This window comes from Mesorhizobium sp. M1227, from assembly GCF_040318315.1.
Taxonomy (GTDB): Bacteria; Pseudomonadota; Alphaproteobacteria; order Rhizobiales; family Rhizobiaceae; genus Mesorhizobium.
The window spans coordinates 187,416-213,305 of sequence record NZ_JAMYLZ010000004.1 but is presented as its reverse complement, the minus strand read 5'-3'; the positions used below and the strand labels follow the sequence as shown (position 1 = coordinate 213,305).

The window sequence follows — 25,890 nt, the reverse complement described above, 5'->3', positions numbered from 1 at the left end:
TGATGCTTCCCCATCCTGGGAGGTGGATGTCATGGCAGCACAGGTTGCGGCCGCGTCGCGCAGCGGATTGAGATCGGCCTTGCCACTGCTGGCGCCTGCCTATCTCTGGCTGACGGTTGCGATCTTCCTGCCGCTCTCAGCCATGGTCTTCTTCTCCTTCATGACCGACCTGCCGCTGTCGGGAAAGCCGTGGGCGTTCACGCTCGAAAACTATGCCGCCTTCTTTTCACAAAGCCTTTATCTGACATTGCTTTTGGCCTCGCTGCGCCTCGGCCTCGAGGTGACGCTGTGGTGCATCGTCATCGGTTATCCCGCCGCTTATGTGCTGGCCAAGGTGCTGAAAGGCCGCACCCGAGAGGCGATTTTCCTGCTCGTCATCCTGCCGTTCTGGTCGAACGGGCTGGTGCGTATCTTCTCCTGGGCGATGGTGTTGCGTGAAGGCGGCATTCTCGACACTGCGCTCAACGCCGTCCTGCCGTTCAAGATCAACATCGACCTAATGTATTCCTATCCGGCCGTAATCATCGGGCTGGTGCACTCCTACGTGCCTTACATGGTGCTGACCTGCTATCTGACCCTGCAGGCCATCGATGACTCGCTAATCGAAGCCGGGCGCTCGCTCGGCGCCTCGCGGCTGCAGGTGCTGAATCGAGTCATCATTCCGCTGTCGATGCCGGGGCTGGTGGCGGGCGCAGCGCTCGTCTTCGTCCCGGTTGTTGGTTCGTTCATGGAACCGCGCATCCTCGGCGGCCGTACCGGCACCTTTTACGGCACTGTCATCGAGGACCAGTTCGTCGCCGTGTTCAACTGGCCGCTGGGTGCTGCGCTCTCCTTTATCCTGTTGGCCGTCGTGCTGGTCATCCTGGCGGTTGCCTCGCCGGTGCTGCGGAGGGCTACGTGATGGCGACGACACGCGTTCTCGAATGGCTCGGCCGCCTTTACATCTGGCTATTGCTCGCCTTCCTCTATGTGCCAATCATCATCATGGCGCTAATGTCTTTCAACGTTTCGCCCTTCTACCAGCTGCCGTTCGAATGGACGGCGGAATGGTATGTCTCGCTGTGGCAGAACGACCAGCTTATCTCAGCCACCTGGAACAGTGTCGAAATCGCAGTCATCACTACCATCATCTGCGTCGTGCTTGGCTCGGCGGCGTCACTTGCGCTCTACCGCTATGAGTTTCGCGGCAAGAAATTCCTCCAGGCGCTGCTGTTTCCGCCAATCGCCATTCCGTGGCTGATAACCGGCACAGCGATGTTGATCTTCTTCTTCGGCGTCGGCATTGGGCGCGGCCTGTTCGCCATCCTGCTTGGCCATGTCGCGCTTGCGCTTCCCTACGTCATTGTCGTCGTGTCGGCCCGACTGCAGACCTTCGCGCACGAGCTGGAAGAGGCGGCGCGCTCGCTCGGCGCCAATCAATGGCAGTTGACGAACCGCGTCACGCTGCCCTGGATCATGCCGGGCGTCATTGCCGGGGGGCTGTTCGCCTTCGCCGTGTCCTTCGACCAGTTCGTCGTATCCTACTTCTTGTCGACGCCGGGCCAGACGACGCTGCCGGTCGAAATCTACGCCGCGATCCGCAAGGGTTTCACGCCCGAGATCAATGCGGTCTCGACGATCATCATTGTCGTGTCGATGGCGCTGATGCTGCTGACAGCGCGCTTCTTCAAATTCGGCGGAGAGAAATAATGGCTGGCGTCCAAGTAGCGAACGTGTCGCGCGCTTTCGGTGCCCACAAGGCGCTGGACGATGTGTCTATCGATTTCGCCGACGGCGGCTTCTACGCCCTGCTCGGTCCCTCCGGCAGCGGCAAGACCACGCTGCTGCGCCAGATCGCCGGCTTCGACTTTCCCGACTCTGGCCGCATCTCCATAGGCGGCGAAAGTGTCGAGCGGGTGCCGGTGGAGAAGCGGCGCATCGGCATGGTGTTCCAGAACTACGCCCTGTTTCCCAATATGAGCGTTGCTGGCAATGTCGCCTTTGGCCTGTCGGTGCGCGGCGAGCCCAAGGCGGTGATTGCCAGCGAGGTACAGCGCGCACTCGACCTTGTGCAACTCGGCAGGCTCGGCGGCCGCCGGCCGCATCAGCTGTCCGGCGGCCAGCGCCAACGGGTTGCGCTCGCTCGCGCGATCGTCATCCGGCCGCGCGTGTTGTTGCTCGACGAGCCGCTCGGAGCGTTGGACAAGGCGCTGCGGGTCGACATGCAGATCGAGCTCAAGCGCATCCAGCGCGAGATCGGCATCACCACCATCTTCGTCACCCACGACCAGGAAGAAGCGCTGACGATGAGCGACCGCATCGGCATTCTGCGCGATGGCAAGCTGGTGCAGGAAGGCTCGCCCGAGGAGATCTACGATCGGCCGAAGAGCGAGTTTGCCGCCACTTTCCTGGGCGACGCCAACATCCTTCGCGGCGACAGCACGGGCAACGGCATCCGACTGCCGGACGGCACAGCGATTGCCGCCGGCGCGGGTGCCAAGCTTGCCGCTGGGGCCAAGGCAAGCTGCGCCGTGCGGCCCGAACGCATCCGCATCTTCACCGATGCCGAGGCTCCGGATGCGGCCAACGCGAATCTGCTGCGAGGCCAGGTATCGAAGCGCATCTTCGCCGGAAATAGCAGCACCTACTTTGTCGAGCGTGCTGGCCAGACGCTCAAGGTGATTGTGCAGAACACCGGCGCTGGCAGGCTGGCGGAAGGTCAGGATGTCGTGCTGCATTGGTCGCCGGAAAGCACAGTCTTGATCGTCGCGGGGTAGCAGGCCAGAGATAGACCACTGACCGACTCAGATGGGGCTTTTGTGATGGTAAAAGATTGCGACCTCCTGGTTGAGGTCCGCGCCAGAAACGCCGATACGTCCCGCCTACGAGACCATGCCATTTTTTGGTGGTCTTGCGGCCCGGAGCAACCGATCCCGGCAATGATGATGGACAACGACATGGTTGGCATCGCCAAGGTCTTGCCGATTGACAGTTTCACTCAGAAGCGGTGCGCCGGGCTTGCGGCTAGTGCGCCGTTTGCTGCTGTTTTGAGATTTGGCCAGGCGCGTATTCATTGGCCTCGAAGACAAGCCTCCGTCAAGCCAGGCATCACGATCTTTGCCTCTAATCCTCCCAGATTCAATGTCGCTTTCGGGACCCGGCAAACCGATCCAAGGCACGGCTGCGAGCACGCGCCCTGGGGAGCCGGAGTAGACCTTTGAGCGGGGTGCGGATGGCAGTTTTGAACGTGCGATCCCATCGTCCCGAACGATGTGGATTTACCAGCAAGTCGTTATTGTTCCTGGGCTCCTTCGCCACGTTCGCTCACGACTGGTCGCGTTTCCTTTCGCCGTTTCTGTGGGAAACCTGTGGGATGAGCACACCGCGTTCGTGTCTTGTGATTTGAGTTATACTCGGAACGGTTTGCGGCGACTTGGAGAAAACCGGCTTCTTCGTGATCTTCTCGGCGGCGTCTGCCAAGAAATTAGGATGATGATGGCCGTAAGTTTCGATCAGGACATCCACTGTAATGCCAAGAAAGCCCGCAGCCTGCCACAGATCGGTGCCGGCCTGCATCATCCAAGTCGCCGCGGTGTGGCGGAACACGTGCGGAGTAACGTCGGGCCCTAGGCCGGCGATTTCGCGCGCCGTCTTGAAGCTCTTGTCTATCGACTGCACCGGCTTTCCATTCCATTCCACGACAAAATCCTGCGATATCTTGCGACCGATGTTCGCACTTTTGCCGCGCGATTTGGTCTCGAGGTGAAGATCAGTGCGCGCCCAGCGCCGGAGGTGCGCCAGCAGTCGCTCGGGCAACGGTACAGGGGGTTGGCGCTTCTTGGTCTTCCTTGCGCCGGTGGCACCGCGATAGAAGATACCGCGGTCTAGGTCCACATGACCGCGCCCTTTCGTTGGGCGCATGGCGGCACCGCAGATTGCGGCCGAGCGCGTTCCTGTATAAAGTGCGACGAGGATGAAGCGCGCGAGATGTCGCCCAGTGCGCCGGCCACTCGCTTGGCCCTTCCATGTCTGCTTCATTCGCCAAGCTGCCCAGATCAGTGCGGCCGCCTCACTGCGGGTCAACCAGCGTTCGCGGGCGGCGGCCTTGTCTGGCAGGGTGATGACCGGTGCGGCGGTTGTATAACCCTCCTTGCGGTAGTAGTTGATGGCGGCACGAAGATCCTCGAGTTGGCGGCGCGCCGCGGCTTCGGTGGGGCGCGACGCAATGTACTCGCGGCAGAGTTTGCCATTGATGGCGGCGAGAGTTTTTTCCCCGAAGTAATCAAGGACCTTATCCAGCCGAGCCGCCGTCTCTTCTGGTGTCGCGTGCTTCGGTGCAACCTCTTTAAGGTAGAGGTTGACCACATCGGCAATTAAGACGTCCTCGGCTCCCCGCGCTCGGTGGTATTTGCTTCCAATGTAGGCGGCGAGCGCCTTTTCAGCTTCAGTTCCTGGACGGCCTTTTTCGCCGCCGCCAGCGCTGATGAAGCTGGTTCCATCGCGGATAAACCATCCAGCTTTGTTTCGGCGCGTTCCATCTTTTTTCCAGCTTTCGTCACGCCATACCAGGCGTGGCCCTTTCGAAGTCCGCGGCATAGTTCCCTCATCCTCGCGATTGCCATCAAGCTGACGTATTCCTTTCCGGCGATTAGCTCCGTTTCAAGTCGACCGGCGTCACGTTCCTTGCGTAGGCCTGCTGCGCTCATCGAGCCGTCGGGAAAGGCAATTCGCGCAGCGATTTCGACGCGCAGTGGTGTGGTCTCGTCGAATTGGTCGGGGATTTTCATAAGAAGTCCTCAGCAGTTCTTAGGTCTGAGCTGTTCGCCGACCTCGTTGAGCACTCCGTCCTGTCTCGCCGTTCTGGACACGGTCCTGCAGGAGAACTCTTCTCCAAAAAACCGGCTGCGAAAACCGCCCGCCGGAGGTGCTGCGGCGAAGAGGCGCCTTCGACCTGTCAATCGGAGTGGTTGCGCAACAAGTCTATGGCTGGCCTCTGCTTCCAGTCCGGCCAGACACACTCCTAAAGGGATCCGACCATCGTTTCAGTATCGATACGGCCGGCAGGGCCTATTGCGTCGCAACGCCCGCGCGCGCCGCGCCGCGTTCAGGCGAGCAGGGCAGCGGAGTACCTCCTTCGCTTCTTGGCTGGCAGCGTCATTGCTGGCGACGATTAGCGGCAAGCCGCCCGTGATGACCAACCACGTCCAAATCGATTTCCCGTCGCAAAAAGCGCTCTGTTCGCTCTCGAACTCAGCCGCATGCCCTCGGTGTCGCACGCCACAGCGCCGAAGGCGTGATGAAGAACGCAGATACTTCCAATGGGGCGACCGGCCCGCTCGTCGTTCATCGCCGCGCTGTGGTCCTTAATCGCTACTGCTGCACGTTTGTATGTTGCAGCCGCGTTTGTAAACAGGAACGCCGTCACTGAGTTGCTACCCCGCAACAACCTCGGTTGGCTGCCAAGCACAAGAGGACGAGGAGTGCCGGGATCTCCATGACGAGTTTGAAGGTCGAGAGAGAGGCTCTCGACTGCCCGTCTCGGAGTACATCCCGATGGCGACTACCCCTCAGAAAATTACCCTTCTGTCCTCGCGAGACATTGCCTTCAAGAACGTGGAGTTCTCCATGTCCCAGGTCCGCGTCAAGGCTGACATCTGGATCGAGGACCTACCTGACCTCGTAGCCGAAGTGACGACCCACTCGCACCTCCTCGTGCGCAAGACGACCAGTGGTTGCATCGAGCGCCTTGCCGTCGAGATTCGCGCAGGGTCGGCCAGTCCCACTGAGCCACAGGCGCCCGAACCCGCAATTCTGGGCAAGGTGCTGGAGCGCTATCAGCGCATCGACTCGCGGGAGGATGCATGATGCCCCGACGCGACGCGTCCGAACTGGCCCACCGCCTGGGCCGACAGGCCGAAGCGGTTTGTCGCCACTATCTTTCGAACGGACATCGCGAGGGACGCTACTGGCTTGTTGGCGATGTCCGAAACACGCCGGGTCGCTCTATGTTCGTGCGGCTCGTCGGCTCGCAGAGCGGAAAGGGCGCAGCCGGCAAATGGACTGACGCGGCGACCGGGGAGCATGGCGATCTTCTCGATATCATCCGCGAAAGCCGCGGTTTGAGCGACTTCAGGGACGTTGCCCATGAGGCAATAACGTTTCTCGGCCTACCGCATCCCGGACCAGAGCAGACATCAATGCGGTCGAAGTTGCTGGCCGCGCCGTCGGAAATGTCGGAGAAAGCGCGTCGGCTGTTTGCGATGTCGCAGCCGATTGCGGGTACGGTCGTAGAGGCGTATCTGCACAACCGCAGTATTGCCGCTTTGCACGGGACCGGAAGCCTGCGTTTTCACCCGCGCTGCTACTACCGGCCCGACGAACAAGCGCCGACTGAGACCTGGCCGGCGATGATCGCTTCCGTTACCGATCTCGACGGCCATTTGACTGGCGTACATCGCACATGGCTTGATCCTTCCGGCAGGGGCAAGGCACCGGTCAGTACGCCGAGGCGCGCGATGGGCGATCTTCTCGGTCACGCGGTTCGCTTTGGCCTACCGGGCGACGTCATGGCGGGCGGCGAAGGCATCGAGACCGTCTTGTCGCTTCGGTGCATCCTGCCCGATATGGCCATGGCAGCGGCACTCTCGGCCGCCCATCTTGCTGCCATGCTGTTCCCCCTCACACTGAGACGGCTCTACATCGTGCGCGACGCCGATCCAGCCGGTAACGGCGCGCGTGACACCTTGATCGAAAGAGCGAATGCTGCCGGGATCGAGCCGGTCGTGCTCTCGCCGGCACTTGGGGACCTCAACGAAGATCTCTGTACGCTAGGCTTGGATGCCGTTCGAGCAGCAGTCCGTGTTCAGCTCGCCCCGCAGGACATCGCCCGTTTCATGGCAGTGGCGGGATAACTCGGAACGAACAGCCTGTCCGCTGTCGCCATCATCACTTGGATGCTCCTGAAGTCGGAGAGAACCGCGCCTGCGGGCCTTCGAGAGGGCGATCGGCCAGCAAACGACTCGGCCCCGCAATGTCTCCGGCCGACTATTTTCCGGCGCGCTCCCCAAGGGAGCGCTTTCCATCGCGAAGCAAAATAGCCGGCCTCCACCCTCCTCCGCTGACACTCCGGCCCTTCGCTTCGCTGCGGGTGCAGGTCCGTCCCGTCCGCCGGCTTCCGTCGCCATGAAGGCCGCGAGGGTCGCGGTCCAACCGGCGGAGCATCCAATGAGCGAGCATGACGACTACGAACCACAGCACTCGTCTTCACCCATCGACCACGTCCTCACCGAACTCCAGCTCTATGGCTACCGTCCCTTCGTGGATGAGCCTGATCCTCGACCGCTTCCAGAGGGCCACTGCGTCGCCGGCGCGATGGCCGACATCTTCGACGCCCTCATCGTGGCACTGCAAGACACTCGCCTCGAGCCCGATCTCGACGATCTTCTGTGGTCGACCGTCAACATCTTTCACCGCGCCGCAGATCGGATCGAGCGCGAACTCGATCACAACGAGCAGGCGCAACGCCGCAGCCAGCGTGAGCAGGACGGCAGCGAAGTGAAATCCGTCGAGCTGGAACGCCTGACGGCCGAAGGGCAGACGCTGATCGAACGCCAAAGCGCCTTCGAACTGATGCGTGATCAGGCCGCGGAGCACTACGAGCGCCACACCGGATCGAGTTGGCGACCGCGCAGCGGATCGATGGTCAACCATCGCAACATGACCTCTGCGCTGATCGACAGCCGCGATTTTCTCAGCGCCAAGAAACGCGCCTCGCAGGAAGTCCTTCTGCCACCTGGCCCGAAAATCGCCTTCACCGCTGGGCTCGACTTCAATGACCACCAGCTGATCTGGGCCAAGCTCGACCAGGTCCACGCCAGGCATCCCGACATGGTATTGATGCACGGGAAATCGCCGAAGGGTGGCGAAAAGATCGCCGCCTGTTGGGCAGACCATCGCAAGGTACCCCAAATCGGCTTTGCCCCTGAATGGACAAAGCATGCCAAAGCCGCCCCGTTCAAGCGCAATGATGCAATGCTGGAGGCGCTGCCGATAGGCGTCATCGTCTTTCCCGGGACCGGAATTCAGGACAATCTTGCAGACAAGGCAAAGAAGCTCGGCATCCCAGTCCTCGACTTCCGCCCCAAGGGAGGCGGCGCGTAAGCGCTGCCCGCCGCTACCCTTTTTTCGATTGTACGATACGGCCGCGATCGGGCAGCGGGTACTGTATTTGCAGCTCGCTGGAGTGCTTGGCCCGGGATGCCGGATCTCCGGCTTCCTGCGCCGCCCGTCTTTTTGCGATACTCAAGTCCGCGCCCTAGCAAAGGCGCGCGACGCCGTCACGCTTGCCGTCAACGTTCAGCTGCGTCGCAGCTGGCATCACAGCTGCGAATAACGACGCCCGTTCAACCGAACAGGGCCTGGATCTAGGCGAACTCACCGAACAACCGGCGTGGGCAGGATGCTTTTTTCGGCCATCGCATTGTTAGGATCGTCGCTGACACGGCATCGCGCGACGCACAGTTCGAATCCACAACGGCGTGCCGTCTCGCTCCAAAGATAGCGCATATCCGGTGGTGCACGTCAGCCGTGACTTGAACCGTCACGTGCGTGTCTTATGCGCGTTTCCGACAACAGCTTGCGGCTTCGCGATGCCTGTACAGAGGAGCATCGACGCCGGTGATCGTCGTAGCCGGGATTTCGCCAGCGACGGTATCGCCAGGTTCTCCGTTGATGTCTCTATCTGGTGGGCCGCTCCAAACGGCCTCTTTAATGGGCTGATCTGGCCGAAGGTCGGCTGCGCCTCGATCGCCTAAGCCGCAATGGCGCCGATCGACTTTCTTCCCCTGCCGGCTGCGCCGTCATTCCTCGCGAAACAACAAAGTCACTTGGCTGCCATCCTCCGCTGGCGCTGCGGTCGCAAGCGATGCGGCGTCGATCGCCTCCGGCCCGCCGATCGCTATCGAGGCCGCAATGGTGCGGGCTCGAAACAGAGTTCAAGGAGAAAACTCATGGCGATAATCGGAAGCTTTAAGAGGACCGGCAACAACGAGTTCACCGGCGAAATCGTCACCCTCTCGCTCCAGGCCAAGAACGTCCGCATCGTCCCCGAGGCCAACCGCTCTGGCGACAACGCCCCCAGTCACCGTGTCTTCGTCGGGCGGGTCGAGATCGGCGCCGCTTGGTCCAAGCGCTCCAATGAGGGCCGCGACTTTCTCGGCCTGAAGGTGGACGATCCGAGCTTCACTGCTCCGATCTACGCCAACCTCTTCAACGATGAGCAAGGCGAAGACTACAGCCTTATCTGGTCCCGCCCCAACGGCCGCCGCAACGCGGAGTAAGGCCCCGACCAAGGCTCCGCCCGGACGAACAGGGCGGGGCCGTCCTCCTTTTCACGGCAAGATGAGCGCAGTCGCTGCCCAACGAGCTCCGTCGGACTTTGGGGCGACTACCTGTCGTGTTCGCGACTGGAGACTTCATTCCTGCATGTCGCCTCGCCGATCATCGAAAATTCGAGGTGTTTCCCGCGTCAACTCACGGTGCCGATTTTCTGATCAACTCGCATGGGTCCACATTCAGCGCAGTTGCGATCCTCCCAAGAACACTGATGCTGGCCGAGACCCGAGCGCGCTCGATCGATCCGACGTAACGCATGCTCAGTCCAGAGCGGGCGGCCAGTTCCTCCTGCGTCACGTTCTGGTCATGGCGCAGGCGACGCATGTTGGCCGCCATGATCTCCTTGAGATTCATGGCGGATTAGGGACCAGAAAGGGAACTATCGTTCTAGGAATGATCGTTCCTATTCGCTATGATTGGTGCTCGATCTAAAGGACGGCTCCTTCGAGATCGCGATCGAAATATGGTCAAATACCATGCTTAAACCGCTGCTCGATCCTGACGTCGCCGACATTGCGCCGGATGCCTCGGTCCTGACCGGCTATGACGAGGAGCGTCTGCTCACCTACATTCGCCTGCTTGACGCGGCGGCGGAAGATGCCGATTGGCGAGAGGTGGCCAGGATCGTCTTGCATATAGACCCGGAGCAGGAGCCGGAACGAGCGTACCGGTCCTGGGAAACCCATCTTGCCCGCGCGCGATGGATGACGACCAGCGGCTACCGATATCTTCTCGCTGGCGGCGCTCCGCACTGACGCGGCCGTCGCTCCACTTTGCTGAGTCGGCATAATGGTTTGCCGACTCTCCAACTATTCAACTTCCTTATCCGCCGGGAATGTTGACGCCGACGCCTCACATCCGGGTACGCGGAGAGGACAGGAACAGTGCAAGGCGATTGGACCGATCCGGCGGCGTATGCACACATGTGCAGCTACCAGGCTACGGAATTCGCTGCCGAGTATCTGATCCGGAATGACGAATTCGTGGCAGAGTGCAGCCAGCTTGCATCGCAACTCGCTGGTTCTGGAGAACCTGCCGGTCAGCCCGATCTCGCCGCCCGTTGGGGCGCGCGATTTCAAAACTGCCGGTGCCGGACTTCCGAAAGCTGACAATATCATCTGGACGGAACAGGCCTCGCCGCGCGTGCTCCGGGTCATGCGGGTATCTACATCCCATCAAACAGTTCGACCTTCCAGCCTTGCCGGAGCCAGCGTTTGGCCGCAGGACGAAGGCGTGGCGCACCGAAAATGCAGTATCGCGAGACCGTTCAGCAGCAATTTGCGCTGTCTTATGTCCCCTCAACCGGCTTCCCTCCACGCGGCACGCGGGACGTCGTGGCGCGGCAGCTCGTCTTATTGGTGAAATCCCGCCGCCTGACACCGATCCACCCTCATGCGGGCGAAGAATCGACCTGCGTTGAGGCGGCAAGTGTGCACGGCATGGGAACGATTTGGAACGCTGCCATCCTGGTCTGGGCTGCGTCGCAAACCATCCACGCGCAAGCCAGGAGATTGCAACCGCGCCGCTTGGTAGCGGCGAAACAGCAGCAAATCCTGACCTTCATGTCGCCGCGTCAACGGCGGCACGTCCACAGCCGGATAGCCGCACGCGAGCAGCCGAGTCCATACACCGGCAAGCGTCGTAAAGCTTTCCTGCTGCGCCCCGGGATCGAGTCATGAGCAAACGCACAAAGATCATCGCCACCATGGTTGGCGGCGCAGTGCTCGCCGCGGCGCCGGCATGGATTAGCCATCCGCCGCTGTCCATCTGGAACGCATCGGCGAGCATCCCCGTCGGGCTCTATCGCGTCCAGCCGGCCGACAAAATCGGTATTGCCAATATCGCCGTCATCATGCCGCCCGAGCCATTGGCGGCCTTCATGGCAAGACGCGGCTATCTGCCGAAAAATGTGCCGCTCCTCAAGCATGTTTTGGCACTCGGGGGCGCAACCGTCTGTCGCCAAGGCACAATGATCATTGTCAACGGCAAGACGTATGGACATGCGCGCGAGCGTGACAGTCGTGGTCGATCCCTGCCCATCTGGCAGGGCTGCCGCGACGTTGCCGAGGCCGACGTCTTCCTTATGAACCCGGGTGCAGCCGACAGTTTTGACAGCCGCTATTTCGGCCCGCTCCCGCTCTCATCGATAGTTGGCCGCGCGGTTCCAGTCTGGACCACGGAGCGCACCACTCCGGTACTGGATATCACCAACGATCCCCTCGCTAGCGAGCCGTGAGGGCTCGGCTCGACGCGCACTAACACTCAGAAAGGAGCACTGCAATGACCCAGATCGGAACCTTCACGCGCAATGATGACGGCTTCTTCGGCAATCTCTCCACGCTAACAATCGAGGCGAAGATTGCCATCCTGCCTGCCGAGAAATCCAAAACCGAAAACGCGCCCGACCATCTGATCTATTGCGAAGGGATGGCGGTCGGTGCGGCTTGGGACCGCGCCGGAGACAAGGCTGGGGATTACCTCTCCGTCTCAATTGACGACCCGTCCTTTACGCAGCCGATCCGCGCCAAGCTGTTTCGGTCCGATGCAGAGAACAGCGTCTGGAGCCTGCACTGGAACCGATCATCGAAGCGCGACGGGCGAGGCTGAACAGATGCTTCTGGAGCCCTTCGACGAATCTTTCTCGCCAACCCTTTTGATCCATTGCGCGCCGGTCAAACCCTTCGACCCGACCGCCCGCGAGGCAGCCCAGAGGGGGCCGGACACTTGCTTGTGGCTGCGGACGCCGATTTCATCACAATTTTGGCAAAGCCGGTTCGATTGGCGAGCCCCTGCCCTTAACGGAAGCGAACACCGTCGCAGGCTGGCGGCGCATCGGTTCTGCGGTCTGCGGGACGCAGCCCACAGAGGCATGACGACGTTTGCCGCATGTGTGATGCTCGGCTTCGTGGCGCCCGAAACTGGTGCAGCGGCTTCCTCTGCTGGTGAACGGCCGGCGCACTCCGAGTCGACGATCTTGTCGGCTGGCCCGTGGTCGCGGCATATCCGGGAAGCGTCAAAACGCTTCGCCATTCCAGAGCAGTTGCTGCGCGGCGTCATGCATGTTGAGAGCGTCGGCGATGTTCGTGCGCTTTCAAGCAAGGGCGCAATGGGCTTGATGCAGATCATGCCGGCGACGTGGCAAGAACTGCGCATCAAATACCGTCTCGGTGACGATCCGTATCAACCGCGTGACAACATTCTTGCAGGTGCAGCATATCTTCGCGAAATGCTCGACAGCTTCGGGCGCAGCGGCTTTCTTGCCGCTTACAATGCCGGTCCTGGTCGGTACACGGAACATCTCTTAACCGGCCGTCCGCTGCCACGCGAGACGGTCGACTACGTCAGGAAACTTGCGCCGCTGCTCGATGGTGCAGTTCTCACTCCGCGGCGCGCGCGGCACGGAAGGGGCAGAGCCAGCTCACTCCGTGCAACGATCTTTCCGCATCCCCATGACATTCGGAACGCCGCTGCATCGGATGGCAATGGTTATGCCGAGACGATCTTTGCGGCGATTCATTCGTCTGCAATGCGGTCGCCAATGGGCAATCCTGTTGCGGACCTGACCGCGATCGAGCCACAGCCGGGTGAAACCGATTTCCAATCGAACCACGCTGGTTCCGGCCTATTCGCTCAGCCCTCTTTAGCCATATCGCAATGATCGCCACGTTCCTCCTCAATTGCATTCCGGCCTGTTCCGTCGCGGAAATTCCGGCGGAAGGGTTGGCTGTGGATGAGAACAGAGAGATTGGCAGGATAAAGGGCCGCGAGGTGCGGCTCGGTTCGGCCGATTGTTTTCCTTACAATTTTCGTCTCATTTCGCAATGTGCTGGCACAATCAGCGATGTGCGCTATTCCCAATTTTTCAGTGTTTCAATGGAAACCGCACCTCGTGGCCGTCTAGCATGAAGCGTGACCATAGCTTTCGCGTCCGCCCTGGTCGCATCCGCTCCCGCGCCGGCCAGCGCGCACGACCCTTCATCTTCCAGGCTCTTGCGGCCACACAGCGCGCCGGCGGTCACCTTACACGCGAGGGTCGGATCACCTCCCCGCGAGCTTCAACGTTTGGCCGCGGCAGGTCAGCGAGCATCCGCGCCAGTCGCCTCATCTCTGACCGGTCACGCGGCGCCGTCGTCAAGACCCGTGTGGTACGGCAGTTCAGAGGGTCTGGGCCACTCGCTACCCATCTCAAATATCTTCGCCGCGAAGGTGTTACACGTGATGGTGAGAAGGCGAGGATGTTCGGTCCCGACACTAAAGATGCAGACCATGACGCCTTCTGCGACCGCTGCAAGGATGATCGGCATCACTTCCGTTTCATCGTTTCGCCGGACGATGCAATGGAGCTCGGCGACCTCAAGAACTTCGCTTGTGACCTGATGGCCGACATGGCGCGCGACCTCGGCACGAGGCTCGACTGGATAGCCGTCGATCACTGGAACACCGAACATCCGCACGTTCACATCCTCGTTCGCGGCGTTGCCGACGATGGCGAGAGCCTTGTCATCTCGCGGGACTACATCCGCCAGGGCATGCGCGATCGCGCGAGCGACATTCTCACCCAGACGCTTGGGCTCCGCACGGACCTCGACATCCGCCGGGCCATCGAGCACCAGGTCGACACTGAGCGCTGGACGCAGCTCGATCGCCAGCTTGTTCGTGACGCCGACCGTCATGGTATCATTGATCTCGCGCCACACCCTGATCGCCGGCCCGACGAGTTCCTGGGGCTCAAAGTCGGCCGGCTGCGGCAACTGGAAAGCCTGGGCCTCGCGAACGAGATCCGTCCCGGCCAGTGGATAGTGGTCGAAGAGGCCGAGCCCACTTTGCGCGCCCTCGGTGAACGCGGCGACATCATCAAGCGCATGCACCGCAGCCTCACTGTGCATGGGCTAGAAAAAGGGACGGCCGACTATGTGCTAGCCGCCGAAAAGATTGATGCGCCCGTGATCGGCCGACTGCTCGAACGCGGCCTTTATGACGAACGGCGCGGCGCGGCCTATGCCATCGTCGATGGCATTGATGGACGCACGCACCACATTCGCTTCCATGACCCTGATGCGGCCGGAGACTCCGACCCGGGCTCGGTCGTGGAGTTGTGCCGCGATGCGAGTGCAAATGGCGGTGGCCGGGTCACCCTCGCGGTCCGCTCCGACCTGTCAATCGAACAGCAGGTCCATGCTTCCGGCGCGACTTGGCTCGATCGCCAACTCGTTGCACGCGAGCCTGCCGAATTCGGTGACGGCGGCTTTGGTAGGGACGTAAGACAGGCACTGCAAGATCGGGTCGACCACCTTGTCAGCCGCGATCTGGCCAGGCGCGAGGGACAGCGCGTCATTCTTGTGCGCAATCTGATCGATACTTTACACGATCATGAGGTGGAATCGCTCGGTGCCCGCCTCGCCGCCCAGACGGGCCTCTCGTTCACGAAGGCTGCCAACGGCGATCATGTGGCTGGGATTTACCGGCGGCGTTTCTCGCTGGCTTCAGGCCGGCTCGCGATGATCGACAATGGACTTGAATTCAAGCTCGTGCCCTGGTCGCCGTCGCTCGAAAAGCGATTGGGTAATCAAGTCATCGGGGTCGTGTGCTCGGATATGGGGGGCGTGGATTGGAACCTGGGAAAGAAGCGCGGCATCGGGCTATGAAGGTTACAGGCGTATGCTCTATCCTGATGCTGGGAAGCCAGCACGATCGCACATTCTATTTGTACCTGCACAGTGAAGCGCCGATTGCCTCGCAAGAAACAGGGACTTTGCGCATCCTCGATTCAGTCTGGCGCCGGCAATCGCGGCACTGGCGCTGTTTGCCTTCGTCTATCACTGGAATAGCTATCTCTGGCCGCTGACCGTTCTACAGGGCAAGGCACACGAATATCCGATCGTCATCAGCCTTAGTCGCCTGCTCAGCTACAACAGAGGCGCTCTAAACACGGGACTGGTGATGGCTGGCGCGACGCTTGCCGTGCTCCCGCCACTGGTGCTCTTCGTCTTGCTGCAGCGCTTCTTTGTGGATTCGATCGTCGGCTCGGCGGTCAGGGGATAATGGATCAGCGGCGCTCTGTGCTAAGGTGTACACAGATCAACACAGGACACCGCTATGGCCGCTAGCACCACTATGACAATTCGCGTCAGTCCCGATGTAAAGGAAAGCTCGACCGGATCGCAACCGACACCCGGCGTAGCAAGTCGTTCCTCGCAGGTGAAGCCGTCGCAGCGTATGTCGATCGCGAGCTTGAAATCATTGAAGGTATCAAGCCCGGCCTTGCTGATGTCGAAGCTGGGCGCATCGTGTCTCATGATAAGGCTATGGCAGAAATTTATGCCGCGATTGATGCCGGCACGGGCCGCAAGGTGTGACGCGAGCCGTTCAGTGGTCTCGCGGTGAGCTGGACGACATCAAGGAACAGATCGCCTATATCTCGCAGGATAATCCGCGCGCTGCGCGCCTGGTAGCAGACCGGATTCTGGACGCAGGGGCCGCGCTTGGGGAAATGGCAACCGGGCGACCCGGCCGTGTATCCGGCACCTATGAAAAGCCTTTGAGCCGCCTGCCCTACATCATCGCTTATGCCGTGACCGCCAAGGGCGCCCGAGAAAGCATTTCAATTTTGCGGGTGATCCACGCAGCGCGCGATTGGCAGGACGAGGAATGGCCGAACTGAACGAAATCTCGTGACGAAGGGCTTTAAGCGCGAGCGGATTTGCTGCCAACAATTTTGACAGCAAGCTGCCGGGTATTGCTCCCGAGTTTAACCGGAGACCTGGGTGGGAGCATATACGTCGAGCCCGTTCTGAGTTTCGTCCGTTCGCAATGAGTTATGGCTGCTAACGATCTGGCAAAACCACGATTCAGTCCGCGGTCAGCACGACCTTGACACTCTGTGAACGGTCGGCGGCAAGTCGGAACGCGTCTGGGGCGCAAGAAAGCGTGCGCTCCGCTGTCATCAGCTTCAGGACGTCCACCTCCCCCGACACGATGAGATCGACCGCCCGGCCGAACTCCGTGCCGAAGCGGAATGTGCCTTTGAGGTCGATCTCCTTGGCCATCACTGCATTGGCAGGCAGCGGGATCTGGCCACCGGGAAGATTGCCGACCTGGACCACCGTGCCGCCGCGCCGGACACTGGCGATCGCCGCGGCAAGGCCGGCGGCAGTGCCTGAAATCTCGAACGCGACATCAAGCGAATCCCCGGCAGCAAGCGCCTGGAGTTCGGCGTCGCCGCCGGAAAGGTCGATCGTCCTGTCGGCGCCAAGCCGGCGGGCGAAGGCGAGCGGCGCGGCGGCGATATCGACGACGGTCAGTTCAGCGCAGCCGGCAAGCCTGGCCGCGAGCATGGTCAAGAGACCGATGGGGCCGGCACCGAACAGGACGACGTTGCGGCCCCTGACGTCGCCCACCCGCGCGACGGCGTGCAGGCTCACCGCCAACGGCTCGGCAAGTGCGGCCGCCTGGTAGGCCACGTCAGATGGAACCTTGAAACATTGCGCGGGCGTGGCGTCGAACAGGCTGGCGAATCCGCCCTGCATATGCGGCGTCTTCGATGCCGAGCCCATGAAATAGATGTTCTCGCAGAGATTGGCGCGGCCTTCCAGGCATCGCGCGCAACGCCCGCACCAGCGCGACGGATTGACCGCGACATGGTCGCCGATGCCGAGGCCGGGCGCGGCGCCGTTGATCTCGACGATTTCGCCTGAGATTTCGTGGCCGAGGACAAGCGGCGAAGTGACGACGAAGTCGCCGGTACGGGCATGGCGGAAATAATGCAGGTCGGAGCCGCAGATGCCCCCTGCCCCAAAGCGCACCCGCACCATGCCTGGTGCCAGCGGTTCAAGCGGACGCTCCACGACGCGCAGGTCCTGCGGGCCGAACAGCGTCGCGGCAATCACCTGACCACTCACCGGATCAAGCCCATCTCGGTCGGCAGCCAAAGCGTGATGGCGGGTATGAAGGTGATCAGAAGCAGCGCCACGACAAGCGGCACCAGCCACGGCAGGATCGCCATGGTGGTGCGCTCAACCGAGAGCTTGGCGACGCGCGACAACACAAAGAGCACCATGCCGAGCGGCGGGTGCAAAAGCCCGATCATCAGGTTGAGCGTCATGATCAGCCCGAAATGCACAGGGTTGATGCCGTAGACGGCGGCGACCGGCAGCAGGATCGGCACCAGAATCGTGATCGCGGCGATCGTATCGAGGAAGCAGCCGACCACCAGCATCAGGATGTTGACCAGGATCAGGAAGACCCACTTGTTTTCGGTGAGCGCGAAAATGAAGTTCGAGAACAGCTGTGCTGCCTGGCTGACGGTGAGCAGCCAGGCGAAGATCGATGCGGCGGTGACGATGAAGAGCACCGAAGCGGTCGTCTCGATCGTGTCAAAGCTGGCCTTGGCAAGCAAACGCAGCGTCATCGTGCGGTAGCGCACCAACCCGAGGAAAAGCGACCAGATCACAGCCGCCATCGCCGCCTCGGTCGGCGTGAACCAGCCCATCGTCATGCCGCCGATCAGGATAACCGGCGTCATCAGCGCCATGACCGCGGAGAAATCGAAATACCAGTCCGCCACGATCAGCACCAGCAGCGCTATGCCGACCGCGATATTGATCGACAGGCCAAGCTGCACCAGCACATAGCAGCCAATCGGAAAGGCAGCCACCACCAGCACCTCGCCCGCCGCTTCGGCCAGCCGCCGAAGCTCGAAGGATGTGTCGGAGCCCCAGCCGCGCCTATAGGCGAAGATAGCGACCGTGATCATCATCAGCACGGTCATGACCACGCCGGGCAGGATGCCGGCCATGAACAGCGCGCCAATCGAGACATTGGCCATCATGCCGTAGATGACGAAGGGCAGCGAGGGCGGAAAGATCGGCCCGAGCGTGGCGGAAGCGGCGGTAACCCCGACCGCGGCGTCGATAGGATAGCCGTGGTCCTTCATCGCCTTGATCTCGATAGTGCCGATGCCGGCGGCGTCGGCGAGCGCGGTGCCCGACATGCCGGAAAAGATCACCGATCCGATGATGTTGACCTGCGCCAGGCCGCCTTTCATCCAGCCGACCAGGGCAAGGGCGAAGGAATAGATGCGCCCGGTGACGCCGGCGATGTTCATGAGGTTGCCCGCCAGGATGAAGAACGGAACGGCGAGCAGCGGAAAGCTCTCCACCCCGGCGATCATGCGCTGGGCCGCGATGATATCGGGCGCGACGCCGTAGATGACGAGGTAAAGGATCGAGGCGGCCGCCATCGAAACGGCGACCGGCACGCCGATGAGCATCAGGACAAGAAAGCCCCCGACCAGAAGCAGCATCGCTCAGACCCCCGCCGTCTCGAACGCGCCAGGACGCTCGAGCACCGAATAGCCGCGCCTGTAATTGCCGATGAAGACCTGGATCGAGCGCAGAAGCATCAGCACGAACCCGGCCAGTACGGCGTAGAAGAACCAGCGCCGCGGCAGGTTGACGGTGACCATGCGCTCATGCGCCACGATCGTGACGTAGCGCCACATCAACCAGGATCCGTAGCCGAAGAATGCAATGCGGATAACATCGACGGCGAGCGCCAGCCAGCGGCCGACGCGCTCCGGCAGATAGTGGTAAAGCACGTCGACATGGATATGGCGCGAAAGGCGCACGCACATGGCGGCGCCCAGAAAAACGACGACGACGAGCGCGTTGATGGCGATCTCCTCGGTCCAGGCAAGGCTGTTGTTCAGCGCATAGCGGGTGAAGAACTGCAGGAAGACACACACGACCATGCCCCAGAAAACGGCAAGCGTGATCCAGTCCTCGACGCCGTGGTCCGACAGGTCGACGTGTACCGGCACCTCCTCGAAGGCGTGCGCGATCTCTTCGACGGTGATCTCGATGTGGTGTTCCTCGGCCATCGGCGCGGGCTCCCGAAGCTGGTGGGTCGTCAAGGATTGAAAAGGCCGTCCGGCGCAATTTGGAGCCGGACCGAAGAGCAGGTTAAAGCAGCAAATCCGATTGCCGCTCTATCCTCTTGATCAAGCATCTGATTTCCCGGTGCCCTACTTAATGGCGCGGATCGCTTCCCAATCGGCCTTGTTGTAGCCGAACTCCTCGAAGGTGACCTTCTCCAGCACATTCTTCTCGAAGTCGGCACGGTCGACATCGGTTACGCTGATGCCGCGGTCCTTGAATACCTGCACCAGTTCCTTTTCGCGGGCGACGATCTTTGCCGTGGCGCGGGCGGCAGCCTCCTGCATCACCTCGGTGAAGATCTTCTTGTCCTCATCGGAAAGCGAGGCCCAGCGCGACGCCGATATGATGGTGTTTAGATGATCGACGATATGGCCAGTGAGCACGATGTTCTTCTGCACCTCGTAGAATTTCTTCGCCTCGATGGTGGTCAGCGGATTCTCCTGGGCCTCGACCGTGCCGTTCTGCAGGGCCAGATACACCTCGGCGAAGGCAATCGGCGCCGTGTTGGCGCCGCAGGCACGCGGCATGGCCAGATAGGCCGGCACGTCGGGAACCCGCATCTTCAGGCCCTGCATGTCGGAGCACTTGGCGATCGGCCGATTCGAGGTGGTCTGCCGCGTCCCGTAATAGGTGGTGGCGGCGATGTGATTGCCGGTCTTGTCCTCATAGCCCTTGGTCAGGGCCTTGTAGACGTCGCTCTTGGTGTATTTCAGCAAATGGTCGGCATCGCGGAAAGTGTATGGGAAATAGGTGACGCCGATCGGTGGATATTCGCGCGCCGCGAAGCTCGATCCGGAAATGATGATGTCGACGGTGCCGAGCATCAGGCCCTGGTTGATGTCCGCTTCCTTGCCAAGCTGCGAGGCCGGATAGACGTCGATGGCGTAGCGGCCCTGGGTGCGCTTCTTGATTTCGTCGGCCGCCCACACGGATTCGGTGTGGAAGGGCTCCGTCGTCTCGTAGACATGTGCCCATTTCAGGACCGTTTCCGCCGAGGCCGACGCCATGGGTATGGCAATTGCGGCGATCGCACCGAGCAGAACTGCGTATTTTCTCAGCATCTAATTCCTCCCTGGTTGAACTTGACGGCCGGATCTCCCCCCGGCCAACTGCTATTCCGCAACCTCCTTGGCTGCGGCTCTCTCATCGAAATTGCGTGAGAATCTGATTTGCGACTGGCGCAGATGCTGCTGCATGGCGGCCTTGGCCCGCTCGGGGTCGCGCGCGGCAATTGCATCACGCACGGCACGATGTTCCTTTGCCGCGACCTGCCAGGAATCGCTGGTCTCGAAATAGATCGACAGGCGTTCGAAGTACGGGTTCATGCGCTGGTCGAAAAGCTCGCCGATGAAGCGCACCAGCACCGCGTTCTCGAGAATGCCGGCGACAGCGGTGTGGAATTCCCGGTCGAGCGCAATGGTCATCTTGTTGGGGTGACGCATGGCCTCCATCCGGCGCAGCACGTCGTCGAGCCGTTCGATATCTGCAGGCCGGACATGGAGGGCCGCTTCGGCGGCGATCGCGCCTTCGACGAATTCGCGCGCGCGCAACAGCTCGAACGGGCCTTCCTCGACTTCGGGTTCGGAGGCGGGGGCGCTCGGCGGATCGGTGACGTAGATACCCGAGCCGACGCGGATGCGTATGCGGCCTTCGACCTCCAGCGCTATCAGCGCTTCACGGACTGTCGGGCGGGAAATTCCGAGCTGGTCGGCCAGATCCCGCTCGGTCGGCAGGCGGTCGCCCACGGAAAACTCGCCGGCATCGATCAGCTGCCTGAGCTGATCGGCGACCTGTCGGTAAAGCCGGCGTGGTTCAACGGCCTGGATCGGCATGTGCGTTTAGTTCCCTCCCGGGCCAACCCTGGTACATTGGTCTGACCCATTGACCGCAGCTTAGACAGAGGACGCGGAGAGTCAAGCTCGATGGAACCGTGGCCCGCACAACCGGAACGCGGCGGCATTGCGCAAGCATTCCATGCGTCAGCGCCGTCCCCCGCGAATGACCAGGACGTTCCCGGCGGCGACGAGGGCGAGCCCGGCGACCGCGTAAGCGGTCCAGGCATAGCCTTCCAGCGCCGTGGAGATCAAAAGCGCAAAGACGGGAAATATGACGGTCGCATAGCCGGCGCGGGCGCCGCCAATGCGTCCGAGCAGCGTCAGGTAGGCGGCGAAAGCCATGACCGTCGATATGACGGCGAGGAAGACCAGCGAGCCGATATAAGAGGCGGTCGTCGCGAACACGAACGGCTCACCAAGCAGGAAGGCCAGCAACGCCGACCACAAAGTGCCATAAAGCATGCCCCAGGCGCTCGTTGAAACGAGCGGCAGGCCGCGGCGCTGGTTGGCGACGGAGACGAGATTGCCGGCGCAGAAGCTCAGCGTGCCGCAGAGGCACAGAAGAAGACCCACCAGCGTGCCGCCGGAAAGCCCGTTGGCGGCGATTTCGGGAAAGAACATCAGCGCTATTCCGGCGAAGCCGATGGTGCCGCCGGCGAGAATGCGCGGCGCCGGGCGCTCGCCGACGACCAAGGCAGCGAGCAGCATGTTGATGACCGAGGCGAGCGAGAAGACGACCGAGAGCAAGCCGCTGACGAGATAGCCGGCGCCGTAATAGAAAAACAGGAAGTTCGACGAGAAGATGAGGATGCCGAGCACAGCAAAGCGCAAATGATCGGTGATCGGAAAGCGGAGCCGCCGACCGGAAAAGCCCGCCCAGGCAAACATCAGCAGCGTGGCGATGGCGAAGCGCCAGACCAGATTGACCTCGTTCGACACGCCGCTGCCGACCTGAAGTTCGATCGCGAACCACGATGCGCTCCAGGCAATGACCGTCAGCGCGTAAAGCCCGTAGTCGACCGGTTCGAAGGGGCGGTCGCGCGTCGTCATGCGCATTTCCACGTTAGCCGGTTCCGCCGCGCCGTTTGGTTCTCTTGTTACTGACATGCTGGCCAACACTCTTCCGCTCACAAGACGCTTACAGACCGATTGTCCTCCTTCGCCGCTTCTGAACCCAGAAGACGAGACCGAGCAACAACAGGGCCGGGATGGTAAACCAATAGCGCGATGGCCGTTCCGCAGGGACTAGCACCTGGTTGATTTCGTCGCCGGGCTGCAGGCCGAATTTGGCTGCCTGGCTGCCCAGTCGCACGACGCCGACCGTCACGCTATCGCCAAGCGCACTGACGTCCAGGCCCGCCGCCTTCAGGCGTTCGGCCGATGAATTTGCAGGCCCGAGCTGCAGCCGAACCAGCTTCGATATCTCATCGCCGTTGAGGTTCAGTGTCGTCAGGCGCAAGCGAACCGCGCCTGCCTCGGCCGTCTCGTCGACGATACGGCTGAGTTCGGTGGCGGGTACTGCCCGATACGGTTCACTCACCTGATCGAGCAACAATCCCGGCCTGAATAAGATGAAACAGGCCACAAGCAACGCAATCGTCTCGTACCAGCGGTTGCGCACGAGCATCCAATTCTGCGTCGCTGCTACAAACGAGACCATGGCCAGCGTCGATGTCGCCACCATCGCGACGAAATCGAACGGACCTTCGAGATCGACCATCAGCAGTCCGGTGTTGAAGATGAAGATGAACGGCAGCAGGCCGGTACGGATCTCGTACTTGAAGCCCTGAATGCCGGTCTTCACCGGATCGGCGCCGGAAATTGCAGCAGCAGCATAAGCTGCCAGACCCACTGGCGGCGTCACGTCCGCCATCAGCCCGAAATAGAAAACGAACATGTGGACGGCGACCAGCGGCACGGCAAGATCGTTCTGCGCCGCCAAATCGACGATGACCGGCGCCATCAAGGTGGCGACGACGACATAGCTCGCAGTGGTCGGCATGCCCATGCCGAGAATGATGCAGATCACCGCGGTGAACAAAAGCATGACGATGAAGCTGCCGCCCGAGATGAATTCGACCAGCTCGGTCATTACCAGCCCGATGCCCGTGAGCAGAACCGTGCCGACGATGATGCCGGCCGTCGCAGTGGCAATGCCGACCGTCGTCATGTTGCGTGCGGCGGCGGACAGCCCACCGACCAGATCGTCGAAACCGTGAAGCCAATGCTGCGCCAGCGCGCGGTCCTTGCGGAAAAAGGCGGTGAGCGGCCGCTGCGTGACGATCAGCGCCATAAGGGCGACAGCGCCCCAGAATGCCGACAGGCCGGGCGACAACTCCTCCACCATCAGGCACCAGATCAGCAGGATCACAGGCAGCAGAAAATGCAGGCCGGTGCGTGCCGTCTCGCCGAAGTGGGGAATCCTGACGATCTCGCCCTCCAGATCCTCCAGCGGCAGGTCGGGATAACGCGCCCGGTAGGCGACAAGGCCGATGTAGACGGCGATCAGCGCGGCAGTGATCATCCAGGTCGCGGCCGCGCCGAAAACGATCTTCGTCCAGCCAATGCCGTAATAGACAAGCCCTGCGAGGACGATGAAACCGCATACGCCCATCAGCCCGCGCAGCGCGCCCTGAAATGCGGAGTGCGTGCTGCGTGACGGCAGGCCCTTCATCCCCGTCTTCATCGCCTCGATATCGACGATGTAGAACAAGGAGCCGTAGGTCAGCAGCGCCGGATAGAAGGCGTGCTTGACCACCTCGGCATAGGAGATGCCGACATATTCCGCGATCAAGAACGCGGCGGCGCCCATCACCGGAGGCATCAGCTGACCATTGACGCCGGCCGCGCATTCGATGGCGCCCGCCTTCACCGCAGAATATCCGACCCGGCGCATCAGCGGGATGGTGAAGGTTCCGGTGGTCACGACATTGGCGATCGACGACCCGGAAATCATGCCGGTCAGGCCGGAAGCCACGACACCGGCCTTGGCCGGACCGCCGCGGTATCTGCCGAGCAGCGAGAAGGCAAGCTGAATGAAAAAGCCGCCGGCGCCGGCGCGCTCCAGCAATGTTCCGAACAGAACGAACATGAAGACGACGTTGGTGGACACACCGAGGGCAACACCGAAGACCCCCTCCGACGTCAGCCACATCTGCGAGGCTGCGCGCGATAACGTCGCGCCCTTATGGCCGAGCAGGCCAGGTAGGTGAGGCCCGGCAAAGATATAGATCAGCATGCTCGCCGCGATGACGGTGATGGCAGGCCCGACGGCGCGACGGGCGGCCTCGAGCAGGATGAGGACGCCGGCGATCGAGACGACCAGGTCAGCCGTAGTAGGAAGACCCGGCCGATGGGCGATATCGCTGTAAAAGACCAACAGATAGAGGGCGGACGCCGCCCCGGCGATGCCTAGCACCCAGTCGGGCAGCGGCACCCGGCTGCGCGACGAGGTCTTGAAGGCCGGAAACGTCAGCATCGCCAGAAACAGGGCGAAGGCCAGATGGATAGAGCGGGCGATGCCGTCGCTGACGACACCAAAATTGAGCATGAACGGAAGGGACGAGGCATACCAGAGCTGGAACAGCGACCATGCCAGCGATACGCCGAGGATCAGCTTCGCGGTGCGGCCGGTCGGCTTGCGCCCACCGGTGTCGGCCTCGGCGACGATCTCGCTAAGCTTGTCAACGTCGATAACGGGTTGGTCAGGCCCTGCCGCCCGCTGGCTTTGATCTGTCATCGTTCCCCACAATTATTTGCAATGCGAGGCGCCTGTGGCGCCTCGCATTGAAGGCCTAGAGCCACCCCTTCTCCTTGTAATAGCGCTCCGCGCCCGGATGCATTGGCGCCGACAGACCGGTCTTGATCATCTCCTTGGGATCGAGATTGGCGAAAGCCGGATGCAGTTTCTTGAAGTCGTCGAAATTTTCGAAGACCGACTTCACCAGTTCGTAGACCACCTCATCGGGCGTGCTGGCATTCGTCACCACGGTCGCGCGGACGCCGAATGTCGTCACGTCGTCCGGATTGTTGGCGTACATGCCGCCCTTGATGGTGGCGACTGAATAGTACGGATGAGCTGCCAGCAGCGCGTCCACTGCCGGACCGGTCAGCGCGATGAGTTTGGCACCACAGGCCGTGGTCGGATCCTGGATCGCCGCGGAAGGATGACCAACGCCATAGAAGAAACCGTCGATCTTGTTGTCGCACAGCGCGCTGCCCTGCTCGTCCGCCTTCAGCTCCGCGGCAAGCGAGAAATCGCCGAGCGTCCAGCCCATCTGCTTGAGCAACTCCTCCATGGACGAGCGGGTGCCTGACCCGGGATTGCCGACGTTGAAGCGTTTGCCTTTGAAGTCCTCGAATTTGGTGACGCCGGCGTCTGGCCGCGCCAGCACGGTAAACGGCTCGGGATGGACAGAGAACACGGCCCGCAGATCCTTGAACGGCTTGCCGTCGAAATTTCCGGTCCCCTCATAGGCCTGGTACTGGACGTCCGATTGGGTCAAGCCGAAATCGAGGTCGCCCGTCTGGATGGAGTTGACGTTGAAGACCGAACCGCCGGTCGACTCCGTCGAGCATCGGATGCCGGTTTTCTGCCGGTCCTTGTTCATCAGTCGGCAAATGGCGCCGCCGACGGCGTAGTAGACGCCGGTGACCCCGCCGGTGCCGACCGTGACGAAGCGCTGCTCGGCTCCGACGGATGGCAGCGCCAGCAGCATGCAGGCCGCCGCGCCGATCAGGGTTTTCAT

General features: G+C 61.6%; 27 protein-coding genes and 1 pseudogene. 17 read left to right on the top strand and 11 right to left on the bottom strand.

From position 1 onward, the window contains the following. Window positions 1-31: 31 nt before the first annotated feature. From NKH28_RS08645 to NKH28_RS08635, 3 genes are read left to right on the top strand one after another with little or no spacing between them, the layout of a single operon-like run. Window positions 32-901 (top strand): ABC transporter permease, encoded by an 870-nt coding sequence (locus tag NKH28_RS08645; protein WP_352470537.1) that lies wholly within the window; start codon window positions 32-34, stop codon window positions 899-901. After that, window positions 901-1,689 (top strand): ABC transporter permease, encoded by a 789-nt coding sequence (locus NKH28_RS08640; RefSeq protein ID WP_352470538.1) that lies wholly within the window; start codon window positions 901-903, stop codon window positions 1,687-1,689. Before NKH28_RS08645 ends, NKH28_RS08640 begins: the two co-directional genes overlap by 1 nt. Beyond that, window positions 1,689-2,756 carry an ABC transporter ATP-binding protein gene (locus tag NKH28_RS08635; RefSeq protein WP_352502585.1) on the top strand — a complete coding sequence of 356 codons (1,068 nt, stop codon included), beginning with the start codon at window positions 1,689-1,691 and terminating at the stop codon, window positions 2,754-2,756. Before NKH28_RS08640 ends, NKH28_RS08635 begins: the two co-directional genes overlap by 1 nt. A 547-nt stretch (window positions 2,757-3,303) precedes the next feature. Here NKH28_RS08635 and NKH28_RS08630 read toward each other — a convergent pair. Both NKH28_RS08630 and NKH28_RS08625 read right to left on the bottom strand, forming a co-directional pair. Beyond that, a complete protein-coding gene (locus NKH28_RS08630; protein WP_352612556.1) occupies window positions 3,304-4,344 on the bottom strand; it encodes a site-specific integrase in 1,041 nt (346 codons plus the stop codon). An 8-nt stretch (window positions 4,345-4,352) separates the two neighbouring features. After that, window positions 4,353-4,766 (bottom strand): excisionase, encoded by a 414-nt coding sequence (locus NKH28_RS08625; protein ID WP_352470541.1) that lies wholly within the window; start codon window positions 4,764-4,766, stop codon window positions 4,353-4,355. Between the two features lie 766 nt (window positions 4,767-5,532). On the opposite strand from NKH28_RS08625, the gene NKH28_RS08620 reads away from it, so the two are divergent. From NKH28_RS08620 to NKH28_RS08605, 4 genes are all read left to right on the top strand, one after another. Next, complete coding sequence (locus tag NKH28_RS08620; RefSeq protein WP_352502583.1) at window positions 5,533-5,844, top strand: hypothetical protein; 312 nt, start codon at window positions 5,533-5,535, stop codon at window positions 5,842-5,844. Beyond that, window positions 5,844-6,890 (top strand): DUF7146 domain-containing protein, encoded by a 1,047-nt coding sequence (locus tag NKH28_RS08615; RefSeq protein ID WP_352612732.1) that lies wholly within the window; start codon window positions 5,844-5,846, stop codon window positions 6,888-6,890. The genes NKH28_RS08620 and NKH28_RS08615 overlap by 1 nt, the downstream gene beginning before the upstream one ends. 313 nt (window positions 6,891-7,203) lie before the next feature. After that, complete coding sequence (locus NKH28_RS08610) at window positions 7,204-8,139, top strand: SLOG family protein (RefSeq protein ID WP_352612554.1); 936 nt, start codon at window positions 7,204-7,206, stop codon at window positions 8,137-8,139. Between the two features lie 848 nt (window positions 8,140-8,987). Then, the gene (locus NKH28_RS08605) at window positions 8,988-9,317 is read left to right on the top strand and encodes a DUF736 domain-containing protein (protein WP_352502581.1); all 330 of its coding nucleotides are present in this window, start codon (window positions 8,988-8,990) and stop codon (window positions 9,315-9,317) included. A gap of 193 nt (window positions 9,318-9,510) precedes the next feature. On the opposite strand, the gene NKH28_RS08600 is transcribed toward NKH28_RS08605, so the two are convergent. Beyond that, complete coding sequence (locus NKH28_RS08600) at window positions 9,511-9,726, bottom strand: helix-turn-helix domain-containing protein (protein WP_023674290.1); 216 nt, start codon at window positions 9,724-9,726, stop codon at window positions 9,511-9,513. Window positions 9,727-9,848: 122 nt separating this feature from the next. Here NKH28_RS08600 and NKH28_RS08595 point away from each other — a divergent pair, with 122 nt between their 5' ends. From NKH28_RS08595 to NKH28_RS08550, 10 genes and pseudogenes are all read left to right on the top strand, one after another. Then, window positions 9,849-10,127, top strand: coding sequence for a DNA -binding domain-containing protein (locus tag NKH28_RS08595; RefSeq protein WP_352612552.1), 279 nt, complete (start codon window positions 9,849-9,851; stop codon window positions 10,125-10,127). Window positions 10,128-10,256: 129 nt separating this feature from the next. Next, window positions 10,257-10,481: a transcriptional regulator domain-containing protein gene (locus NKH28_RS08590; protein ID WP_352978459.1), complete on the top strand. Its 225-nt coding sequence runs from the start codon at window positions 10,257-10,259 to the stop codon at window positions 10,479-10,481. A gap of 138 nt (window positions 10,482-10,619) precedes the next feature. Next, the gene (locus NKH28_RS08585; protein WP_352470547.1) at window positions 10,620-11,051 is read left to right on the top strand and encodes a replication initiator protein A; all 432 of its coding nucleotides are present in this window, start codon (window positions 10,620-10,622) and stop codon (window positions 11,049-11,051) included. Beyond that, a complete protein-coding gene (locus NKH28_RS08580; protein WP_352470548.1) occupies window positions 11,048-11,608 on the top strand; it encodes a S26 family signal peptidase in 561 nt (186 codons plus the stop codon). The genes NKH28_RS08585 and NKH28_RS08580 overlap by 4 nt, the downstream gene beginning before the upstream one ends. A gap of 44 nt (window positions 11,609-11,652) precedes the next feature. After that, window positions 11,653-11,979, top strand: a complete 327-nt coding sequence (locus NKH28_RS08575) for a DUF736 domain-containing protein (protein WP_023674284.1) — start codon at window positions 11,653-11,655, stop codon at window positions 11,977-11,979. A gap of 262 nt (window positions 11,980-12,241) precedes the next feature. Then, complete coding sequence (locus tag NKH28_RS08570; protein WP_352470550.1) at window positions 12,242-13,030, top strand: lytic transglycosylase domain-containing protein; 789 nt, start codon at window positions 12,242-12,244, stop codon at window positions 13,028-13,030. Further along, window positions 13,027-13,278: a hypothetical protein gene (locus tag NKH28_RS08565; RefSeq protein ID WP_352470551.1), complete on the top strand. Its 252-nt coding sequence runs from the start codon at window positions 13,027-13,029 to the stop codon at window positions 13,276-13,278. The genes NKH28_RS08570 and NKH28_RS08565 overlap by 4 nt, the downstream gene beginning before the upstream one ends. Next, window positions 13,275-15,017 carry a relaxase/mobilization nuclease domain-containing protein gene (locus NKH28_RS08560; RefSeq protein WP_352612549.1) on the top strand — a complete coding sequence of 581 codons (1,743 nt, stop codon included), beginning with the start codon at window positions 13,275-13,277 and terminating at the stop codon, window positions 15,015-15,017. The genes NKH28_RS08565 and NKH28_RS08560 overlap by 4 nt, the downstream gene beginning before the upstream one ends. Window positions 15,018-15,468: 451 nt before the next feature. Further along, a pseudogene (locus NKH28_RS08555) lies at window positions 15,469-15,728 on the top strand (CopG family ribbon-helix-helix protein). Continuing rightward, window positions 15,725-16,033 (top strand): type II toxin-antitoxin system RelE/ParE family toxin, encoded by a 309-nt coding sequence (locus NKH28_RS08550; protein ID WP_352849832.1) that lies wholly within the window; start codon window positions 15,725-15,727, stop codon window positions 16,031-16,033. The pseudogene NKH28_RS08555 and the gene NKH28_RS08550 overlap by 4 nt, the downstream one beginning before the upstream one ends. A 187-nt stretch (window positions 16,034-16,220) precedes the next feature. Here NKH28_RS08550 and NKH28_RS08545 read toward each other — a convergent pair whose 3' ends face one another. The 8 genes from NKH28_RS08545 to NKH28_RS08510 form a co-directional block, all read right to left on the bottom strand. Further along, the gene (locus tag NKH28_RS08545) at window positions 16,221-17,270 is read right to left on the bottom strand and encodes an L-idonate 5-dehydrogenase (protein ID WP_352612545.1); all 1,050 of its coding nucleotides are present in this window, start codon (window positions 17,268-17,270) and stop codon (window positions 16,221-16,223) included. Then, window positions 17,267-18,673 (bottom strand): TRAP transporter large permease, encoded by a 1,407-nt coding sequence (locus NKH28_RS08540; RefSeq protein WP_352612543.1) that lies wholly within the window; start codon window positions 18,671-18,673, stop codon window positions 17,267-17,269. Before NKH28_RS08540 ends, NKH28_RS08545 begins: the two co-directional genes overlap by 4 nt. A 3-nt stretch (window positions 18,674-18,676) precedes the next feature. Beyond that, complete coding sequence (locus tag NKH28_RS08535) at window positions 18,677-19,249, bottom strand: TRAP transporter small permease (protein ID WP_352612542.1); 573 nt, start codon at window positions 19,247-19,249, stop codon at window positions 18,677-18,679. Between the two features lie 144 nt (window positions 19,250-19,393). Beyond that, window positions 19,394-20,368 carry a sialic acid TRAP transporter substrate-binding protein SiaP gene (locus NKH28_RS08530; RefSeq protein ID WP_023717039.1) on the bottom strand — a complete coding sequence of 325 codons (975 nt, stop codon included), beginning with the start codon at window positions 20,366-20,368 and terminating at the stop codon, window positions 19,394-19,396. A 51-nt stretch (window positions 20,369-20,419) separates the two neighbouring features. Next, window positions 20,420-21,139, bottom strand: a complete 720-nt coding sequence (locus tag NKH28_RS08525) for a FadR/GntR family transcriptional regulator (RefSeq protein ID WP_352612540.1) — start codon at window positions 21,137-21,139, stop codon at window positions 20,420-20,422. A 147-nt stretch (window positions 21,140-21,286) separates the two neighbouring features. After that, the gene (locus NKH28_RS08520) at window positions 21,287-22,192 is read right to left on the bottom strand and encodes a DMT family transporter (RefSeq protein WP_352612538.1); all 906 of its coding nucleotides are present in this window, start codon (window positions 22,190-22,192) and stop codon (window positions 21,287-21,289) included. A gap of 88 nt (window positions 22,193-22,280) precedes the next feature. Further along, window positions 22,281-24,881: a TRAP transporter permease gene (locus NKH28_RS08515; protein ID WP_352612536.1), complete on the bottom strand. Its 2,601-nt coding sequence runs from the start codon at window positions 24,879-24,881 to the stop codon at window positions 22,281-22,283. 55 nt (window positions 24,882-24,936) lie between these two features. Next, the gene (locus NKH28_RS08510) at window positions 24,937-25,890 is read right to left on the bottom strand and encodes a TAXI family TRAP transporter solute-binding subunit (RefSeq protein WP_352502597.1); all 954 of its coding nucleotides are present in this window, start codon (window positions 25,888-25,890) and stop codon (window positions 24,937-24,939) included.

What these genes read in the sequence shown, in the direction of transcription:
- NKH28_RS08645 (WP_352470537.1), top strand. Translation starts at nt 32, where the DNA reads ATGGCAGCACAGGTTGCGGCCGCGTCGCGCAGCGGATTGAGATCGGCC.
- NKH28_RS08640 (WP_352470538.1), top strand. Translation starts at nt 901, where the DNA reads ATGGCGACGACACGCGTTCTCGAATGGCTCGGCCGCCTTTACATCTGG.
- NKH28_RS08635 (WP_352502585.1), top strand. Translation starts at nt 1,689, where the DNA reads ATGGCTGGCGTCCAAGTAGCGAACGTGTCGCGCGCTTTCGGTGCCCAC.
- NKH28_RS08625 (WP_352470541.1), bottom strand. Translation starts at nt 4,766, where the DNA reads ATGAAAATCCCCGACCAATTCGACGAGACCACACCACTGCGCGTCGAA.
- NKH28_RS08620 (WP_352502583.1), top strand. Translation starts at nt 5,533, where the DNA reads ATGGCGACTACCCCTCAGAAAATTACCCTTCTGTCCTCGCGAGACATT.
- NKH28_RS08615 (WP_352612732.1), top strand. Translation starts at nt 5,844, where the DNA reads ATGCCCCGACGCGACGCGTCCGAACTGGCCCACCGCCTGGGCCGACAG.
- NKH28_RS08610 (WP_352612554.1), top strand. Translation starts at nt 7,204, where the DNA reads ATGAGCGAGCATGACGACTACGAACCACAGCACTCGTCTTCACCCATC.
- NKH28_RS08605 (WP_352502581.1), top strand. Translation starts at nt 8,988, where the DNA reads ATGGCGATAATCGGAAGCTTTAAGAGGACCGGCAACAACGAGTTCACC.
- NKH28_RS08600 (WP_023674290.1), bottom strand. Translation starts at nt 9,726, where the DNA reads ATGAATCTCAAGGAGATCATGGCGGCCAACATGCGTCGCCTGCGCCAT.
- NKH28_RS08595 (WP_352612552.1), top strand. Translation starts at nt 9,849, where the DNA reads ATGCTTAAACCGCTGCTCGATCCTGACGTCGCCGACATTGCGCCGGAT.
- NKH28_RS08585 (WP_352470547.1), top strand. Translation starts at nt 10,620, where the DNA reads ATGCAGTATCGCGAGACCGTTCAGCAGCAATTTGCGCTGTCTTATGTC.
- NKH28_RS08580 (WP_352470548.1), top strand. Translation starts at nt 11,048, where the DNA reads ATGAGCAAACGCACAAAGATCATCGCCACCATGGTTGGCGGCGCAGTG.
- NKH28_RS08575 (WP_023674284.1), top strand. Translation starts at nt 11,653, where the DNA reads ATGACCCAGATCGGAACCTTCACGCGCAATGATGACGGCTTCTTCGGC.
- NKH28_RS08570 (WP_352470550.1), top strand. Translation starts at nt 12,242, where the DNA reads ATGACGACGTTTGCCGCATGTGTGATGCTCGGCTTCGTGGCGCCCGAA.
- NKH28_RS08565 (WP_352470551.1), top strand. Translation starts at nt 13,027, where the DNA reads ATGATCGCCACGTTCCTCCTCAATTGCATTCCGGCCTGTTCCGTCGCG.
- NKH28_RS08560 (WP_352612549.1), top strand. Translation starts at nt 13,275, where the DNA reads ATGAAGCGTGACCATAGCTTTCGCGTCCGCCCTGGTCGCATCCGCTCC.
- NKH28_RS08540 (WP_352612543.1), bottom strand. Translation starts at nt 18,673, where the DNA reads ATGCTGCTTCTGGTCGGGGGCTTTCTTGTCCTGATGCTCATCGGCGTG.
- NKH28_RS08535 (WP_352612542.1), bottom strand. Translation starts at nt 19,249, where the DNA reads ATGGCCGAGGAACACCACATCGAGATCACCGTCGAAGAGATCGCGCAC.
- NKH28_RS08530 (WP_023717039.1), bottom strand. Translation starts at nt 20,368, where the DNA reads ATGCTGAGAAAATACGCAGTTCTGCTCGGTGCGATCGCCGCAATTGCC.
- NKH28_RS08525 (WP_352612540.1), bottom strand. Translation starts at nt 21,139, where the DNA reads ATGCCGATCCAGGCCGTTGAACCACGCCGGCTTTACCGACAGGTCGCC.
- NKH28_RS08520 (WP_352612538.1), bottom strand. Translation starts at nt 22,192, where the DNA reads ATGACGACGCGCGACCGCCCCTTCGAACCGGTCGACTACGGGCTTTAC.
- NKH28_RS08515 (WP_352612536.1), bottom strand. Translation starts at nt 24,881, where the DNA reads ATGACAGATCAAAGCCAGCGGGCGGCAGGGCCTGACCAACCCGTTATC.
- NKH28_RS08510 (WP_352502597.1), bottom strand. Translation starts at nt 25,890, where the DNA reads ATGAAAACCCTGATCGGCGCGGCGGCCTGCATGCTGCTGGCGCTGCCA.